Source organism: Macrococcus equi, assembly GCF_047426745.1.
Lineage (GTDB): Bacteria > Bacillota > Bacilli > Staphylococcales > Staphylococcaceae > Macrococcoides > Macrococcoides equi.
In genome coordinates, this window is the sequence record NZ_CP179732.1 from 1,558,556 (window position 1) to 1,572,391 (window position 13,836).

Consider the following 13,836-nt stretch of genomic DNA (forward strand, 5'->3'; position numbering starts at 1 on the left):
TTGCAATATTTAAAGGCCGGAGGATATCAAGTTTACTGATATCTTCCGGCCTATTTTATTCATTTGTATTTTTTCTTTTTTCAATACCGAGGACAAACGGTGGATTATTCTTCTGATTAATAAATTCATATTTAAAGATATGAGCAATATTCTGATCGATGTGCGCTAAATAATTGAGGACCGCATCCTTTTCTATTTTTCCTTCCGCATGTCCTGGATAAATCACTAGAATAATGAGACCTTCTACTTCTAGTATAGAAAAGATATTTTCTATAGCCTGTATCGTTGTTTCAGGTAAAGTTACGATTGATTTATCACCTTTAGGCAAATAACCAAGATTAAATATGGCAAGTCTCACCTGTGCATTCACTACATCAAGTACTTTTTCATGTCCTAGATGATGATAGCTGATATTCTGGAAGTCACTTGTTTTCTCTTGAGTGTTATTGATAGCCTGCGCCTGAATATCGAATGCATGGATGTGTCCTGTATGATTTAACGTCTGTGCTAAAAATAATGTATCGTTTCCGTTACCGCATGTTGCATCAATCACTGTTGAACCCGGCTCAATATATTTTAAAATTAAGTCGCGTGCGAAAGGTAATACGCCTAAAGCTTTCATTTAATGATTTTCCTTTTGATAATATTTTCCCTGATAGCTGTCACGTCGTTTCAGTTCTGCATCAATACCATTTAATACTTCCCATTTATTTACACTCCACATCGGTCCAATCATCAGGTCAATCGGTCCGTCTCCAGTGATTCGATGAATGATCATCTCCTGGGGGAGAACTTCCAGTTGATCAGCAACAAGATTAACATAAGTTTCTTGTGACATGAATTCAACCATGCCTTTTTCATATTGTTTGACCATCGGTGTCCCTTTAAGTAGGTGCAACAGATGAATCTTTATGCCTTGCACATCCATTTGAGCGACAGTTCTTGCTGTTTCCATCATCATGTCATAATCTTCAAGTGGTAATCCGTTGATGATATGCGTACAAATATTGATATTATGTTTACGCAGTTTAGCGACACCATCATAATAGCATTGCATATCATGTGCACGGTTAATAATATTAGATGTTTTTTCGTGTACGGTTTGTAAACCTAATTCAACCCATAGATATGTGCGTTCGTTGAGTTCTGCTAAATATTCAACGACGTCATCAGGCAGACAGTCTGGTCGTGTGGCAATCGATAATCCGACAACACCAGGTTGAGCGAGTGCTGCTTCATACTTCTCTTTTAATACCTCAAGTGGTGCATGCGTGTTCGTATACGCCTGGAAGTAGGCGATATATTTGCCGTCACTCCACTTTTCATGCATCTTATTTTTGATTTTTTCAAATTGTACTGGAATAGGATCGACGCGATCACCAGCAAAATCACCACTTCCTGCAGCAGAGCAGAATGTACAGCCCCCGAATGCTACTGTACCATCACGGTTAGGGCAATCAAATCCACCTTCCAGAGCAACTTTGAATATTTTAGTTCCGAATTTTTGTCTTAAGTGATAATTCCATGTATGATATAGTTTTGAATCTAGCGCATATTTAAATTGTGTCATTATTTAACCCTCTTTCTTAACATTAGGATTTTAACATATAATAGAGGAAATCGGAAAAATAATATTTGAGTTAAGGAGGATGACTTTATGAAAATGCCAAAGCTTGTTTGGCTGCTCGTCATTGGAATGGCGGTGAATGTCACAGGTGCAAGTTTAGTGTGGCCATTGAATACGATTTATTTACATAATGAGCTCGGGAAAAGTTTGAGTCTCGCTGGTATTGTTTTAATGCTTAATTCCGGTGCATCTGTACTTGGTAATTTGCTGGGTGGAACGATGTTCGATAAGTACGGAGGATATCGCTCAATACTCATTGGTATCGCTATTTCCATGTTTAGTTTAGTGGGTATTATCTTCCTGCATGGCTGGCCTTGGTATGCGATATGGTTAATCATCCTAGGATTCGGTTCAGGTATTGTATTCCCTTCAATATATGCAATGGCAGGTACAGCCTGGCCTGAAGGTGGACGTAAAACCTTTAATGCGATCTATCTTTCTCAGAATATTGGTGTGGCATTAGGTGCTGCACTCGGGGGATTTATCGCAGAACTAAGTTTTGATTATATCTTTTTGTTAAATTTATTACTGTATATAGTCTTCTTCTTTATCGCAGTTTTTGGTTATCGTTCAACTAAAGTTGTTACAGGCGGGAACGTGATGAAAGATGTCGGAAATATTAAAGATAAGGCTCGATTCACTGCATTAATTTTAATATGTGTAGCTTATTGTGCATGCTGGATTGGTTATGTACAGTGGCAATCGACCATTTCAAGTTACACTCAGGATCTGGGTATCTCACTCAAGCAATACAGTTTACTATGGGCGATTAATGGTATTTTAATTATCGCTGGTCAGCCACTTATTCGACCAGTGATTCATATGATGAGCGAAAAGATTAAGTTACAGATTGCTACTGGTCTTATTATCTTTATCTTGTCCTATATCGTGACGAGTTTTGCACAGGACTTTTCAATGTTTGTTATCGGTATGGTTATCTTAACTATCGGTGAAATGTTTGTCTGGCCGGCAGTACCGACGATTGCTAATGAACTAGCACCTCAAGGAAGAACAGGTGTTTATCAAGGGATTGTTAATTCTACTGCTACACTTGGTCGTGCGATTGGTCCGGTACTTGGTGGAGTTATCGTCGACATGTACGACATGCATATGATGTTTTATACAATGATTGGTTTTGTGTTAATCGGATTTATCTTTCTGTCCATCTACGATAAAGGAATTAAACAGGCAGAGAAGATATAATTTACACTAAATATTTAAAATATTTTCAAAAATCAAATAAATAGGTTGCGATGTTTTTAGAATATTTTTATAAAAAACTTGAAAAAGTCTTAAAGCTCCTTTATAGTAAAAATATCTAGAGTAGTAGTAAGGGAGCAATTTTTAGAAAGCCAGTGGTTGCTGTGAACTGGTAATTGTATCTTATGAACTTGCTAGTGTTGAAAAGAATAGCTAAAGCTGCACTGATTAAAGTGAATTGCGGGTGGTACCGCGGTTGTCATAGATGACAGTCGTCCCTAATTTTAGGGATGGCTGTCTTTTTTAATTTAAAGGAGGAGTAATAATGAGTTTCAATCATCAATCAATCGAAAAGAAATGGCAAAAACACTGGCTAGACAACAAAACTTTTAAAACAACGGATGATACTGACAAACCAAAATTTTTCGCGCTTGATATGTTCCCATATCCATCAGGTGCAGGACTTCACGTAGGACATCCTGAAGGCTATACTGCAACAGATATCGTTTCACGTGTCAAGCGTATGCAAGGTTACAATGTATTACATCCAATGGGTTGGGATGCATTTGGATTACCTGCTGAACAATATGCAATCGATACGGGTAATGATCCTGCAGAATTTACAAAGAAAAATATTGCAACATTTAAACGTCAAATTCAGGAACTCGGTTTCAGTTACGACTGGGATCGTGAAGTGAATACGACAGATCCAGAATATTATAAATGGACTCAGTGGATTTTTATCCAGCTATACAAAAAAGGCTTAGCGTATGTTGATGAAGTTGCTGTAAACTGGTGTCCTGCACTTGGTACAGTGCTTTCAAATGAAGAAGTAGTTGACGGCGTTTCAGAACGTGGTGGACATCCTGTGATTCGTAAACCGATGCGTCAATGGGTATTAAAAATTACTGAATATGCTGATCGTTTATTAGAAGACTTAGATGAATTGGACTGGCCAGAATCGTTAAAAGATATGCAACGTAACTGGATCGGTAAATCAGAAGGTGCTGAAGTTGAGTTTAAAGTAAATGGTAAGGATGCTTCGTTTAGAGTATTTACAACGCGTCCAGATACAATTTTCGGTGCAACGTATGCCGTACTTTCACCAGAACATGCTTTAGTTGAACAAATTACGACATCAGAACAACGTGAAGCGGTTACTGAATACCAGGAACAAGCAAGTCGTAAATCTGATTTAGAAAGAACAGATCTTGCAAAAGAAAAAACAGGTGTATTTACAGGAAGCTATGCTGTTAATCCATTTACAGATGAATTAATGCCGATTTGGATTTCGGATTATGTATTAGCATCATATGGTACTGGTGCCATTATGGCGGTACCAGCACATGACGAACGTGACTACGAATTCGCAAAACAATTTGGTTTAGATATTAAAGCAGTATTAGAAGGCGGAGACATTGAAAAAGAAGCGTTCACTGGTGACGGTGTACACATCAATTCTGGTGAATTAGACGGCTTAAATAAAGAAGAAGGCATTCAACGTGCCATTGAAATGCTTGAAGCAAAAGGCATTGGTGAGAAAAAAATCTCTTACAAATTACGCGACTGGTTATTCTCTCGTCAACGTTATTGGGGTGAACCAATTCCAGTCATCATTTGGGAAGATGGTTCAATGACAACGGTGCCTGAAGAAGAGTTACCATTAATGTTACCAAAAACAGATAAAATCATGCCTTCAGGTACTGGTGAATCACCACTTGCAAATATTGATGAATTCATTAATGTAGTTGACCCTGTTACGGGTATGAAAGGTCGTCGTGAAACAAATACAATGCCACAATGGGCAGGTTCATGCTGGTATTATTTAAGATATATTGATCCACATAATACGGATGCGTTAGCAGATCCTGAAAAGTTAAAATACTGGTTACCAGTTGATTTATACATCGGTGGGGCAGAGCATGCTGTACTTCACTTATTATATGCACGTTTCTGGCATAAAGTTCTTTATGATTTAGGCGTTGTACCAACGAAAGAACCATTCCAAAAGTTATTTAACCAAGGGATGATTCTCGGTGAAGGTAACGAAAAAATGAGTAAATCTAAAGGGAATGTCGTAAACCCGGATGATGTCGTAGCAAGTCACGGTGCAGATACGTTACGTTTATACGAAATGTTTATGGGACCATTAGATGCATCGATTGCCTGGAGTACAAATGGCTTAGATGGTGCAAGACGTTTCTTAGATCGTGTATATCGTGCATTTGTTACTGAAGAAGGTACACTTGCAGCTAAAGTAGTTGATGCAGCGACACCAGAATTAGAAAAAGTGTATCATCAAACTGTGAAGAAAGTAACAGAAGACTATAATACATTAGGATTCAATACTGCGATTTCACAAATGATGGTGTTCATCAATGAAGTTTATAAACAAGATCAGGTCAATCGTGAATACGTGGAAGGATTTGTGAAATTATTATCACCGATTGCACCACATATCACTGAAGAAATCTGGGCAATCTTAGGTCATGATAACACGATTACGTATGAAGCATGGCCAACGTTTGATGAAAGTAAACTTGTAGATAACGAAGTTGAAATCGTTATTCAGGTGAATGGCAAAGTAAAATTAAAAACAAAAGTAGCAAAGGACACTTCAAAAGAAGATTTAGAAACATTTGCACTATCTCAAGATGCAATTAAAACTCAAATTGAAGGTAAGACAGTTCGTAAAGTGATTGCAGTACCGAATAAATTAGTGAATATCGTAGCGAACTAGGTGGATGTATGAATATAAGAACAGCGGAGTTTGTTGAGAAAATAAAACGCGGCGATGCAATGAATATCATTGATGTCCGTGAGCAGTTTGAAGTGGAACAAGGTATGCTTAAAGGTGCACTGCATATACCCATGAATGATATACCCGAACAAATGGAGACGTTAGATGCTGACACCGAGTATTATATAGTATGTGCACATGCAGTAAGAAGTGCGAATGTGACACAATATTTATTAGGACATGGATATAAAGCTATCAATGTTGAAGGCGGTATGGCAGTCATTGAACCAATGTTAAGTGAATAAAATAAAGCGACCCGATAAAAAATTATCGGGTCGCTTTTTATGTTATTAGATATTTGTATGCATTTGTAAATCAATAATACAGCCGCATATTCACTCGAAAAATAGAAATAGAGATTGTATGCGACTATAAATTAGAAATACAGTCGCGTACTCACGATAAAAATCGAAAACGAGTCGGTATGCGGCTATAAATCAGAAATACAGTCGCGTACTCACGATAAAAATCGAAAACGAGTCGGTATGCGGCTATAAATCAGAAATACAGTCGCGTACTCACGATAGAAATCGAAAACGAGACGGAATGCGTCTGTAAATCAATAATACAGCCGCATACTCACTACTCACAATAAAATTTTATCTACAATTCATCCCGGCAACATATCCTGTCACTAATGCACTTGTTATGTTATATCCTCCTGTATAGCCATGAATATCTAATACTTCTCCGCAGAAATACAGATTGTCATGAAGTTTCGATTGCATTGTAGCAGGTACGATTTCTTTTACTGATACACCTCCGCCAGTGACAAACGCTTTATCGATTGGAAGTGTGCCGTTCACGACAAATTTAAATCCTTTGAGTAATTCAATAAAATATTTTAAGTTTTCTTTTTTAAGATGATGCCCATTGTCTTCTAAATCAATTTCAGCTCGTTCTAAAAGAAAATGTAAATAACGTTCCTGCATAAGTCCTTTTAAACTATTTTTAATGGCTTTATCTTTATGATCATTAATCATTTTTTCGATTTTTTGTGTCAATTGACCGATGCTTAATTCAGGAAATGCATCAATCATCATTGAAATATCATTTTTCTTCTGACTCTTTTGTTCATGGTATATAAATTGTGAGCAGCGTAATGCAGCAGGTCCTGATATCCCAAAATGTGTAAATAGCATATCCATTTGATGGGTGATACGAGGTTTACCGTTTTTACGTAGCACACTTAATCCAACATTTTGTAAACTTAGCCCTTGTAATATTTTTGTCTTAATAAAGGGCTCGCTGGATGTAATAGGGACTTCTGTCGGAAATAAATCGGTAATGGTATGTCCTGCTTGTCTCGCGAATACATACCCATCACCAGTTGACCCTGTATGAGGTACAGATTTGCCACCTGTAGCGATAATCACATTTTTAGCATGTATAGGTTTTTCTCCGCTGAGCATTACACCTTTAATTTCATTTTCTTCTATAATAAGTGATTCAACTTTAGTCGTTGTTTTCACGTCAACTTGATTGTTCACCAGTTGTTGTTTTAAAGCATTGACTACATCCTTGGCATTATTAGAAACAGGAAACATTCTGCCGTGATCTTCTTCTTTAAGTGCAACGCCTAAATTTTCAAAGTAGTTAATAATAGCATAATTATCAAAGGTATTAAATGCGCTATATAGAAATTTGCCGTTCCCCGGCAAATGTTTAATCAGTTCTTCATGTGTGACATTATTGGTAACGTTACAACGACCGCCACCAGATATCTGCAGTTTTCTTCCCAGCTGATCTTTTTTGTCGATGAGTAGTACTTTCTTTTGATTTTCACTGGCACTAATTGCAGCCATCAAGCCGCTTGGCCCCCCGCCAATTACTATAGTCTCATACATATTGTGACCTCCATTCGAAATTATTATACATTTTATTTATGGTAAAATATATGAATTCAGTAGTTAAATTTTTATAATGGTGGTATGATAATCTACATTGAAAATGGGTATAAAATCATACTAGTTTTTACTATGTAAATTTAATTGAGATAGGGATGAAGTTATGACACAGAAAGATTCACTTGTCAGAAGTACGTTTTTACTGACAGCGAGTATTTTTATCACAAAGATTTTAGGTATTCTTTATATTATTCCTTTTTATGCAATTATTGGTGGGGAGGAGAATCTGGCACCGTACAACATGGCATACCCACCATACGTTGTTATGCTCACTGTTGCAGCGGGCGGTATTCCTCTTGCTGTAGCAAAATATGTTTCTAAATACAATGCAATAGGTGCTTATAAGGTGAGTTATAAGTTGTATAAATCTTCACTGCTTGTCATGGGGATGACCGGTTTTTTAGGGTTTGTAATCTTGTATTTCTTAAGTCCGTATATTGCTGAAGCGTCACTTGCTGGTTCGGAAGGTATCTGGACGACGGGTGAAATTACAGAGATTATCCGTATTATATCTTTTGCAGTTTTATTTATACCGTTTTTAGCGACATGGCGTGGTATCTTCCAAGGTTATGATTCTATGGGACCAACAGCTGTATCACAAGTTATCGAACAGATTGCTCGTATCTTATTCTTACTGGGTGGAACATTCATCGTACTGAATGTATTACATAAATCTGTATTACTCGCAAATGAAATAGCAGTGTTTGCGGCTGCAATAGGTGCGATAGGTGCGATTTTAACACTTTGGTATTACTGGAGAAAACGTAAGCCATATATCGATAAAATGGTAGCTTCAGATGATTCAAACACAGATGTAAGTTATGGCAGCATGTATAAGGAGATATTAAAATATAGTATTCCATTTGTTATTGTTAGTCTTTGTGTACCACTTTATACAACCATTGATCAGTTTACCCATAACTATGCTTTAGGTCTGGCAGGCGTACCTGGTCATATGAATGATATGTTGCTTACGATTCTGAATACGACTTCAAATAAACTCGTGATGATTCCAACATCTCTGGCAGGTGGTTTTGCAATTAGTTTAGTACCTTCAATAACACGTACACATGCGTCAGGCAAAATTAAAGAGATGCATCAGCAAATTAAAACGACATTTGGTTTATTGATGTTTTTAACAGTACCAGCTTCATTAGGGATTATGGTACTTGCAGCACCACTTTATACAGTATTCTATAGTTATAACCCGATTGCGAATAATATTTTATTCTACTATGCGCCAGTTGGAATTCTTCTCGCATTAGTATCTGTTACAGCAGCAATGATGCAGGGGATTGATAAACAGAATTTAACGGTTTATATCGTACTTGCCGCTTTATTAGTGAAACTTATCATTAATATTCCGCTTATCATGGTGTTCCATACAGTCGGTGCTGTACTTGCAACAGCGATCGCGATGACATTCAATATCGTATGTAATCTCTATGTCATCAAAAAGTACGCAGGATTCCAGTACCGTACAACAGCACGTCAAATGTTAATGATAACGTTATACAGTCTAATTATGGTTCTTGTCGTACAGATTGTTTATGTAATATTGATGCAGTTCCTTAATGTCTCAAATAAACTGGATGCATTGATTATATTAGTTGTCGGAGCATTTATCGGTGCTTTAGTCTATGCGTCTCTATCTATGAAATCAAGACTTGCAGATCAGTTTTTCGGTACACGCATTCAATCGTTAAGAAATAGGTTAACGCGATGAGACTGGATAAGTTTTTAAGTAACCACGGATTGGGTTCAAGGAAAGATGTTAAATTGCTGCTTAAGAAAAAATTCGTGCGTGTTAATGATGTTATCGTTACAAAATCAGATATAAAAATTAATCCGGAACAGGATGAAATTATGGTTCAAGGTGAAGTCATTCACTTTGAACCCTATATTTATCTAATGCTTAATAAACCTGCAGGCGTAATTTCAAGTACACAGGATAAAGAAAGAACGGTCATCGATCTGATTACTAATTATCAGCATTATGAGCTGCATCCTGTCGGTCGACTCGATAAAGATACTGAAGGGTTACTAATCTTAACGAATGATGGTAACTTTACACATGATGTGCTTAGTCCGAAAAAGCACGTAAACAAGACTTATTACGCTAGAATTAATGGTCTCGTTACAAATGAGACTATCATGCAGTTTGCTCAAGGTGTGACATTAGATGATGGCTATCATACGATGCCTGGAGAACTTACCATTATTTCAGCTGATGCGCAAAATATGACAAGTGAAATAGAACTTGTCATCCAGGAAGGGAAGTTTCATCAGGTGAAACGCATGTTTGAAGCAGTAAATATGAAGGTTACCTATTTAAAACGCATTAAGATGGGCGAGCTTTTATTAGATAACAATCTTGCGAAAGGTGATTACCGAAAACTTACGCAGGATGAAATAAATTTAGTAAGAAATTAACGATTTATGTTTAGTCATATACATCATGGGTATAAATACAGTACAAATCAAAAGAAGAGGTGTTTTAAAATGGCTAACAACAATCAAACAGGTTTATTAAGAGCAGCATTAGTAATTGGTGGAACTGCCGTCGCAGCATTCTTATCAAAGAAAGAAAATAGAGATAAAGTATTAAACGAGTATAATAAAGCAAAACAAGATCCAAAAGCTTATGCAGATAATGCTAAAGGTAAAGCTGCGAACTTACAACAAGTTGCTAAAGAAGAAATCAACAAAGCGAAAGAAGATCCAAATGCTTATAAAGCGAACTTAACTTCTAAAGTAGAAGAAAAAGTTGCTCCTTTAAAAGAAAAAGCAGCACCTTTAACTGAAAAATTAACTAAAAAAGATGGTGCAATCGAAGAAGAAAAACAAAACTTCGATGACGAAGGTGGCGCAAACAACATCCACATCGTAACAGATAAAGATGTAGCGAATAACAACCCGAATGCAGTTTCTAAAGACGAGTTAAAATAATGATTGATTAAAAGGCCGGCAATGCTGGCCTTTTTTATTTTGATAATTTTTACTATTATTATTTTCAATTCGTTTATGTATCATGTAATATAGGAATATATCGCACGAGGAGGAATCGTTATGTGGAGAGAAAAAGTTGCGCAATATGAAGATAAAATTATTGAAGACCTGACTGGTTTACTTAATATAGAAAGTGTACGTGATGACAGTTTAGCAGATAAGGAAAATCCTGTTGGGCCAGGCCCGCGTAAAGCATTAGATTATATGTATGATATTGCTCGACGTGATGGTTATAGCACAGTAGATATCGAGCATATTGCTGGTCGTATTGAAGCAGGAAAAGGTGACGAGATCTTCGGTATTCTTTGTCACGTTGATGTTGTGCCGGCTGGAAGCGGATGGGACACTAACCCATTTGAAGCAGTTGTTACCGATGATAAGATTATTGCACGTGGTACTTTAGATGATAAAGGTCCAACTATCGCTGCATATTATGCAATCAAAATTTTAGATGATATGAATGTAGACTGGAAGAAACGTATTCATATCATTATCGGTACCGATGAAGAATCTGGATGGAAATGTACTGATCGTTACTTTGAAACAGAACCGATGCCAGATCTTGGGATTGCGCCGGATGCAGACTTCCCGTTAATTCATGGTGAAAAAGGTATTACTACTTTTGATATCATTCAAAACAGTAGTGAAGAAAGTGATAGTGCACCTGAAGTTGAATTAAAGGCTTTTAAAGCAGGTGAACGTTATAACATGGTTCCTGATTTTGCTGAGGCTAAAGTTGAAGTGAGAGAAAAGATGGACATGGTCATCCAGGCTTTTGAAAGCTTCCTAATGGAACATGGGTTAACAGGAAAGCAATATGTAGAAAACGGACAAATTGCGCTTCAGATTGAAGGGAAATCTGTTCATGGTATGGAACCATTTAAAGGTGTGAATGCAGGTCTTTACTTAGTAAACTTCTTAAATACTTTAGACTTAGATAAAAAAGCAAAATCATTCGTGAACTTTGGTGATACATATCTCTTCGATTCTCATTACGGAGAAAAATTAGGCATGGCATTTGAATCACCTGAGATGGGGCAGTTAACGACAAACTATGGTGTTATCAGTTATACAGATGTTGATGGTGGACATTACGGCGTTAACTTACGTTATCCTAATGGCTTTGACTTCGATGCAGAAATTAAAAAGTTTGAACAACAGATTGCCGAAGAAGGATTTGAAATTGAAGTTGCAACACATCAAGTACCACATTACGTCGATAAAAATGATCCATTCGTACAAAAATTAGTTGCTGCATACCGTAATCAGACGGGTGATATGTCTGAGCCATATACAATTGGCGGTGGGACATATGCACGTAACCTTGAAAAAGGTGTTGCATTTGGTGCAATGTTTAAGGATTCTGAAGATTTAATGCATCAAAAAAATGAGTACATTAGTAAGAAACAATTATTTGATGCAACAGCAATTTATTTAGAAGCAATTCATTCAGTATGTGTAGAAGGTGAGTAAAATGGTTATATTTTTAAATGGAGCATATGTATCAGAAGATACGCAAATTAGTTACAATGATCGTGGCATTCAGTTCGGAGATGGCGTTTATGAAGTGGTGCGTGTTTATCACGGCGAACTTTATACAGCAAAAGAACACTTTGAACGATTAGTGCGCAGTACGAAAGAAATCGCAATTGAAAGCCCTTATAGCGTACAGGACTATATTGATATTTGTAATCGTCTGGTAAAAGAGAATAATATCGATAACGGTACTGTTTATATTCAGGTGACGCGTGGAGATGCTGTAAGAAATCATGCGTATCCTAAAGACGTAAAACCTAATGTATTACTTTACACGAATATTGCAGAACGTCCGATGCAGGATATGCAACAAGGGATTAAAGCGATTACTACTGAAGATTTTAGATGGCTACGCTGTGATATTAAAAGTCTGAACTTGCTGGGTAATGTGATGAACAAGCAAAAAGCTGTTGAAGCGGGTGCTAAAGAAGCCATTCAGATTCGTGATGGAATCGTTACTGAAGGATCTTCAAGTAACGTCTTTATTGTTAAAGATGGCAAGATTATTACGCATCCAGTTAATCATTATATTTTGAACGGTATTACGCGTCGTGTGATTAAACAAATTGCTGATGAAGCAGGTATTCCATTTGAGGAATTTACATATGATGAGAAAGCATTGAAAAATGCTGATGAAGTGTTTATTTCAAGTACAACTCAAGAGGTTATGCCGGTAGTTGAAATCGATGGAGAGAATATTAATCAAGGTAAAGTTGGGCCTATCGTTAAGCAATTACAAACGAAGTTCAATGAACAGATTATTACGATACAATCTGAAAAAGCTTAATATTACACATCACGTAACATATGAACATATATTCACTCATCAAGAGAAAGTTTGACTTGAATATTTTTATAAAAGGTTATAAACTTTAAATAAGTCGTTAAAAACGTTCGAACGAAAATAAGGCAAGAGATTATTTCTCATGCCTTTTCTTTTTTCTACTGTAGGAGGTGAACATGTTGGAACATTTCTATCAGCTTGGTTGGACATTGGATTCCGCTGGTGGTGCTTCTGGGGAAGCTTATATGGCAGAACAGGATGGCCGAAAGCTATTTCTTAAACGAAATTCATCACCATTTTTAGCTGCATTATCAGCTGAGGGGATTGTACCGAAGCTCGTATGGACAAAGCGTATCGAAACGGGTGAGGTAGTTACCGCTCAACATTGGAAGAATGGAAGATCATTAACACATGAAGAAATGGGTTCCCAGCGTGTTGCAAAACTTCTGAATAAAATTCACCGTTCTAAGCCTTTACTCAATATGCTTAAACGTCTCGAAATGAAACCGATGTACCCCCACATCTTACTAAAGAAGATCAATAGCTCACTTTCACGTAATGTTCTTGCACACCATACGATTAGAAAAGCATTGATTTATCTTGAAGAACATATGCCGAATCTGGATGGACAGTTCTATACGGTTTGTCATGGTGACGTTAATCATAATAACTGGTTACTATCAGATCAGGATGAACTATTCTTAGTGGACTGGGAAGGAGCTATGATTGCTGACCCGGCAATCGATCTAGGAATGATTCTTTACACCTATAGTAATGAAGTAGACTGGAAACAATGGCTGGAAACTTACGGTATCCAGTATACGATAGATCTGGAAAAGCGTATGAAGTGGTATACGGTTATCCAGGCAATTGCTATGGTTGAATGGTACGAAGAGAAAAGTAGATACCATGATATGAATGAATGGCTGAAGTTCTTAGATGAAGTGCTAACACAGAATAGATTTATTTAAAG

General features: G+C 36.9%; 12 protein-coding genes. 9 read left to right on the forward strand and 3 right to left on the reverse strand.

Annotated features, from left to right (window positions below; genetic code table 11):
- Positions 1-55: 55 nt before the first annotated feature.
- Positions 56-622 carry a class I SAM-dependent methyltransferase gene (locus ACMGE6_RS08270; RefSeq protein WP_414053416.1) on the reverse strand — a complete coding sequence of 189 codons (567 nt, stop codon included), beginning with the start codon at positions 620-622 and terminating at the stop codon, positions 56-58.
- Complete coding sequence (locus ACMGE6_RS08275) at positions 623-1,570, reverse strand: TIGR01212 family radical SAM protein (RefSeq protein ID WP_414046994.1); 948 nt, start codon at positions 1,568-1,570, stop codon at positions 623-625.
- 87 nt (positions 1,571-1,657) lie between these two features.
- Here ACMGE6_RS08275 and ACMGE6_RS08280 point away from each other — a divergent pair, with 87 nt between their 5' ends.
- The 3 genes from ACMGE6_RS08280 to ACMGE6_RS08290 all read left to right on the forward strand — a co-directional run bounded on the left by ACMGE6_RS08280 (position 1,658) and on the right by ACMGE6_RS08290 (position 5,872).
- Positions 1,658-2,830, forward strand: a complete 1,173-nt coding sequence (locus ACMGE6_RS08280) for an MDR family MFS transporter (protein ID WP_414046026.1) — start codon at positions 1,658-1,660, stop codon at positions 2,828-2,830.
- 322 nt (positions 2,831-3,152) lie between these two features.
- Positions 3,153-5,567 (forward strand): leucine--tRNA ligase, encoded by a 2,415-nt coding sequence (gene leuS, locus ACMGE6_RS08285; RefSeq protein ID WP_414053417.1) that lies wholly within the window; start codon positions 3,153-3,155, stop codon positions 5,565-5,567.
- An 8-nt stretch (positions 5,568-5,575) separates the two neighbouring features.
- Positions 5,576-5,872, forward strand: a complete 297-nt coding sequence (locus ACMGE6_RS08290) for a rhodanese-like domain-containing protein (RefSeq protein ID WP_414053418.1) — start codon at positions 5,576-5,578, stop codon at positions 5,870-5,872.
- A gap of 354 nt (positions 5,873-6,226) precedes the next feature.
- Here ACMGE6_RS08290 and ACMGE6_RS08295 read toward each other — a convergent pair whose 3' ends face one another.
- Positions 6,227-7,474, reverse strand: a complete 1,248-nt coding sequence (locus ACMGE6_RS08295) for an NAD(P)/FAD-dependent oxidoreductase (protein WP_414053419.1) — start codon at positions 7,472-7,474, stop codon at positions 6,227-6,229.
- A gap of 163 nt (positions 7,475-7,637) precedes the next feature.
- On the opposite strand from ACMGE6_RS08295, the gene ACMGE6_RS08300 reads away from it, so the two are divergent.
- The 6 genes from ACMGE6_RS08300 to ACMGE6_RS08325 all read left to right on the forward strand — a co-directional run bounded on the left by ACMGE6_RS08300 (position 7,638) and on the right by ACMGE6_RS08325 (position 13,834).
- Positions 7,638-9,260: a putative polysaccharide biosynthesis protein gene (locus tag ACMGE6_RS08300; protein WP_414046030.1), complete on the forward strand. Its 1,623-nt coding sequence runs from the start codon at positions 7,638-7,640 to the stop codon at positions 9,258-9,260.
- Positions 9,257-9,967: a pseudouridine synthase gene (locus tag ACMGE6_RS08305; protein WP_414053420.1), complete on the forward strand. Its 711-nt coding sequence runs from the start codon at positions 9,257-9,259 to the stop codon at positions 9,965-9,967. The genes ACMGE6_RS08300 and ACMGE6_RS08305 overlap by 4 nt, the downstream gene beginning before the upstream one ends.
- A 69-nt stretch (positions 9,968-10,036) precedes the next feature.
- Complete coding sequence (locus ACMGE6_RS08310) at positions 10,037-10,483, forward strand: YtxH domain-containing protein (protein ID WP_414046032.1); 447 nt, start codon at positions 10,037-10,039, stop codon at positions 10,481-10,483.
- A gap of 120 nt (positions 10,484-10,603) precedes the next feature.
- Positions 10,604-12,016, forward strand: coding sequence for a dipeptidase PepV (gene pepV, locus ACMGE6_RS08315; RefSeq protein ID WP_414053421.1), 1,413 nt, complete (start codon positions 10,604-10,606; stop codon positions 12,014-12,016).
- A gap of 1 nt (position 12,017) precedes the next feature.
- On the forward strand, positions 12,018-12,866 hold the full coding sequence (gene dat, locus ACMGE6_RS08320) for a D-amino-acid transaminase (protein ID WP_414046034.1): 849 nt from the start codon (positions 12,018-12,020) through the stop codon (positions 12,864-12,866).
- Positions 12,867-13,042: 176 nt separating this feature from the next.
- The gene (locus ACMGE6_RS08325; RefSeq protein WP_414046775.1) at positions 13,043-13,834 is read left to right on the forward strand and encodes a phosphotransferase family protein; all 792 of its coding nucleotides are present in this window, start codon (positions 13,043-13,045) and stop codon (positions 13,832-13,834) included.
- The last annotated feature ends 2 nt before the right edge of the window (positions 13,835-13,836 follow it).

What these genes read in the sequence shown, in the direction of transcription:
- ACMGE6_RS08270 (WP_414053416.1), bottom strand. Translation starts at nt 622, where the DNA reads ATGAAAGCTTTAGGCGTATTACCTTTCGCACGCGACTTAATTTTAAAA.
- ACMGE6_RS08275 (WP_414046994.1), bottom strand. Translation starts at nt 1,570, where the DNA reads ATGACACAATTTAAATATGCGCTAGATTCAAAACTATATCATACATGG.
- ACMGE6_RS08280 (WP_414046026.1), top strand. Translation starts at nt 1,658, where the DNA reads ATGAAAATGCCAAAGCTTGTTTGGCTGCTCGTCATTGGAATGGCGGTG.
- leuS (WP_414053417.1), top strand. Translation starts at nt 3,153, where the DNA reads ATGAGTTTCAATCATCAATCAATCGAAAAGAAATGGCAAAAACACTGG.
- ACMGE6_RS08290 (WP_414053418.1), top strand. Translation starts at nt 5,576, where the DNA reads ATGAATATAAGAACAGCGGAGTTTGTTGAGAAAATAAAACGCGGCGAT.
- ACMGE6_RS08295 (WP_414053419.1), bottom strand. Translation starts at nt 7,474, where the DNA reads ATGTATGAGACTATAGTAATTGGCGGGGGGCCAAGCGGCTTGATGGCT.
- ACMGE6_RS08300 (WP_414046030.1), top strand. Translation starts at nt 7,638, where the DNA reads ATGACACAGAAAGATTCACTTGTCAGAAGTACGTTTTTACTGACAGCG.
- ACMGE6_RS08305 (WP_414053420.1), top strand. Translation starts at nt 9,257, where the DNA reads ATGAGACTGGATAAGTTTTTAAGTAACCACGGATTGGGTTCAAGGAAA.
- ACMGE6_RS08310 (WP_414046032.1), top strand. Translation starts at nt 10,037, where the DNA reads ATGGCTAACAACAATCAAACAGGTTTATTAAGAGCAGCATTAGTAATT.
- pepV (WP_414053421.1), top strand. Translation starts at nt 10,604, where the DNA reads ATGTGGAGAGAAAAAGTTGCGCAATATGAAGATAAAATTATTGAAGAC.
- dat (WP_414046034.1), top strand. Translation starts at nt 12,018, where the DNA reads ATGGTTATATTTTTAAATGGAGCATATGTATCAGAAGATACGCAAATT.